General features: G+C 61.6%; 1 protein-coding gene. It reads left to right on the top strand.

Annotated features, from left to right (window positions below):
- Positions 1-4,255, top strand: a 4,255-nt coding sequence (locus PMI18_RS07045; RefSeq protein ID WP_007904620.1) for a beta strand repeat-containing protein, incomplete at both ends; no start/stop codon positions are given.

Raw genomic sequence — 4,255 nt, 5'->3', positions numbered from 1 at the left:
TGGCCATCGACTCCTCGGCCCTCGGCGGCATGTACGCTGGAGCGATCAAACTGGTGGGCACCGAGGCCGGGGTCGGGGTGAAACTCGATGGCAACCTAGTGGCCAGTGGCGGTGATATCCAGCTCGATGCCAATGGGCATCTCAGCCTCGCGCAGACTTCTGCCACGGGTGCCGTCAACGTCAAAGCCGCCAGTCTCGATGCCCAGGGACCGGTCTACGCCGGCACCGCCGTCAACGTGCAAACCCAAGGCAACCTGACCAACCAGCAAACCCTCGCCGCACGAGACAGCATCACGTTGAGTGCCGGCGGTGTATTGACCAACAACGGCATCATCGAGGCCGGGGTCAACGCCGACACCAGCCGCAACGCCACGGGCGATGTCAGCCTGAGCGCGCAGAACCTCAACAACGCCGGCAAAAGCGTGGTGGCCAGCCGCAACCTGACGGTCAACACCAGCCAGACCCTGAACAATCAGGCCGGCACGCTGAGCGCCGCGCAAACAGCGAACATCACCGCCGGGACGCTGGACAACCAGAGCAACGGGCGAGTGTCGAGCAGCGGCAACCTCAATCTCACGGCCAATCAGGTTCTCAACACTAAGGGGGTGATCACCAGTACCGGTAATCTCAACGCCACCCTCGGTCATCTGAACAACCGCAATGGCGAGGTCTCAAGTCTGGCCACCGCGACTCTGCGCATGGCCACTCTGGATAACGTGGCGGGACTGGTGAACGCCGGTCAGGGCTTGAGCATCACCGCCACCGGGGCGGTGAACAACCAGGGCGGTGAAATTTCCAGCGTCCAGGCTTTCACGCTGACGGCCGACAGCGTCGACAACAGCAACGGCAAACTGCTCGGCAATCAGGCAGTGACCCTGCGCGTGCAGCAGGCACTGACCAACGTCAAAGGCTTGATCGCCGCAGCAAGCGTCGATGCGCAGGCCGGCAGCCTGAATAACAACGGCGGCACCCTCACCAGTCGGGCCGACCTCGAGCTTCGGGTTAACGGCCAGCTCGACAATCAGGACCAAGGACTGATCAACGCCACCCTCAACCTGCGCATCAACGCGGCGAGTTTGAACAACCAGAACGGCGGCTCGTTGCTCGGCAGCGCCATTGCCATCGACTTCAGCGGCGCCACCGGCGACCTGAACAACGCCAACGGCCTGATCACCACCACTGGCCAACTGAGCATCCGCAACCTGCGGGACTTGAACAACCGGGGGGGTGAACTCTCCAGCAGCCAAAGCTACACGCTGACCGGGCGCAACCTGGACAACAGCGATGGCAAACTCATCAGTCGTCAGCAACTGGACCTTACAGCCGACGCCACCACCAACCTCAATGGTCTGATCTCCGGTTGGCAAAGCCTGAGCCTTCTGGGCGGCAGCCTCGACAACCGCAATCACGGCACCTTGTCGAGCCGCGACGGTGAGGTGCTGGTCGACCTCACCGGCGCCGTGCGCAACAGCAATGCCGGAGCACTGGTCAGCAACAGCACGTTGAAGGTCACGGCCGCCAGCCTCGACAACAGCGATAACGGCATTCTTTCCAGCATCGGTGCGCAAACCTTCGTCATTACCGGAACACTCAACAACGCCCAGGGAGGTTTGATCGACAGTGGTGCTGCTCTGGATATCCAGGCCAAAGCGCTCGACAACACCAACGCAACCATCAACGCCCAACATGATATCTATTTCACCGGCACCGATCTGAACAACAGTGCCGGTACCCTGGCCGGCAATGGCGCGGTCACCCTTGATTTGCTCGGCACCCTGACCAACACCAATGGCAAACTGGCGAGCAACGGCCCGTTGGTCATTCAGCGCGCGGTGCAGATCAACAACCAGGGCGGCCAACTGGCCAGCCAGGGTTTGCTGAGCCTGTTGACCGGTGGTCTCGATAACCGCAATGGCGGCACTGTCGCGGCCAACGATCTGTTGACGCTCACGGCCACTGGCGCGGTGCAGAACAGCGCGAACGGTCTGATCTTCAGCAGCAACGCTGGCCTGACACTCAACGCCGCCAGCCTCGACAACGCCAAGGGCAGCCTGCAAAGCCAGGGCGACCTGACGGTAAAAACCGGCGGCGCCATCGATAACCAGAGCGGGCGCATCGTCGCCAAGGCCGGCAACCTCGACATCACCGCCGCCAGCCTCGACAGCCGCGGCGGGGTGCTCTCCAGCCTGCAAGGCGCCTTCAGCAGCCACATCACGGGTGTACTGCGTAACGGCTATGATCTGAACAACAACCGCCAGGGCGGGATCATTCAAGCCCAGAGCCTGGACCTGGAGGCATTGGCCGGCATCGACAACTACGGCGGGCGGATCACCGCGCAAACCGGTGATGCCATCGTCGACACCGGCACCAACGGCAACTTCGACAACCGCAATGGCGGGCTCTATGCCAAGGGGTTGGTCAGCGTCACGGCTAAAGACTTCGACAACAGCGGCGACAACGACGGGCAGATCGGCGGACAGCAGATCGATCTGAGCCTGCGCGGCGCATTGAACAACCGTCTGGGCATCATCGAAAGCGAAAGTACCCTGACCATTACTGCCGCCAGCCTCGATAACCAAACCGGTCAACTTCGCGCGCTAGGCGCCAATGGTAAAACCACGTTCGCCATCGGCGGCCTGTTCGACAACCGCAATGGCACCGTGGAATCCGCCAACACCAACCTGACCCTCACTGCCAGTGGCTTGCTGAACGTCGGTGGCAACGTGCTGCACGTCGGCACCGGCCTCTTCGACATCGCCACCGGGCAACTGGGCAGCGCTGGCGGCAACTTCGTCACCCGTGGTGGCCTGACCCTCACCGGCGACGGCTGGACCAACAGCAGCGTGATCCAGGCCGATCGCCTGACCGTCAACATCAACAGCCTCAACCAGACGGCCAGCGGTCAACTGCTAGCCGTCAGCACACTGACCGGTAACGGCGGCAATTGGAGTAACGATGGCCTGATTGCCAGTGACGGCAGCCTGAGCCTGAGTCTGGGTGGCACGTACTCCGGCAATGGCCGGGTCAGCAGCCTGGGAACATTTGACCTCAGCGCTGCACAACTGAACCTCAATGCTGCATCGAGCATCGCCGGTGGCGGCAATACAACCATTTCCGTGGGTGGGCAGCTCAACAATGCGGGTCGCCTGACGTCGGCTGCCGACCTGACCCTGACGGCCGGTGGCGTAAACAACACTGGCACAGTGGGCGCCGGCAAGAACCTGACGTTGACCACCGGCGAGTTACGCAACGACCGCGGCTTGATCTTCAGTGGCGCAGACATGCAGCTCCTGAGCCCCAGCTTCACCAACTACTACGGGCAGGTCTACAGCCTGGGCAGCACGCTCATTGCCAGGGACAAAAACGGCACCAAGGCTGATCTGCTGGACAACAGGTCTGGCGGGATTGATAGCACGGGCGATCTGACGATCGCCGCCACGACGGTTAACAACGTCATGGATGTGTTGCAGTACACCGAGCATGAGAAAAGTGTCGCGACCATCACTGAGTTGCCCTGCACACTGATCGCGGGTGGATGTGACAGTCGTGGTGGTAATCGCAGAAACGGCCTTTGGGAAATTGCAGAAACCGATCGCTTGAAGGTCACGCTACATTCTGAAGCCGCCTCGATCAACAGCGGCGCGGACCTGTTGATTAATGCGGGAGAAGTGAACAACACCAGCAGTAGCATGACTGCTGCTGGCGATTTAGCTGTCCATGCGTCGACGATCAACAACAAGGGTGTGCAAGAGCAGGACATCGAAACCACTCGACGATTCGTAAGCTGGGTCAACGAAACCGCCTCGGCCATTAGAATGGCCGACCTCTTCACCCAACGAAACAACCCGACCCCTTCGGCCACCGTCGAACAGGACATGAGCAACTTTCTGGCCTGGATGGGCGAAACACTGCCGACCAGCAGCCGCGTCATCAGCGGCGAATCCCTGGATGCCATCATCCAGGCGGGTGGAAACGTCACCCTCGATGCCACCCAGAACATCAACAACAGCGTGATTCGCCCGTACTACGCCTATGTGGCGGCGGGTCGCACCAAGGCTGACACCGGCGCGGGCAGTGGCTACTCGACGCCGATCTCCATCAACGCGCAACTCGCCCCCGATCTGGCCCAGCAACAAGTCAACCCGATCACGCTGCCCGGCTTCAGCCTGCCCGCCAGCCAGAACGGCCTGTTCCGCCTGAGCCAGGAGGCCAGCAGCAACCCGACCGGCACCGGCCCGCAAAGCTGGACCCTCAC

Origin of the sequence: Pseudomonas sp. GM102, from assembly GCF_000282555.1 — a bacterium.
In the GTDB taxonomy this organism is placed as follows: Bacteria; Pseudomonadota; Gammaproteobacteria; order Pseudomonadales; family Pseudomonadaceae; genus Aquipseudomonas.
The sequence above is the reverse complement of the archived record's forward strand: the minus strand, read 5'-3'. Positions and strand labels throughout refer to the sequence as shown.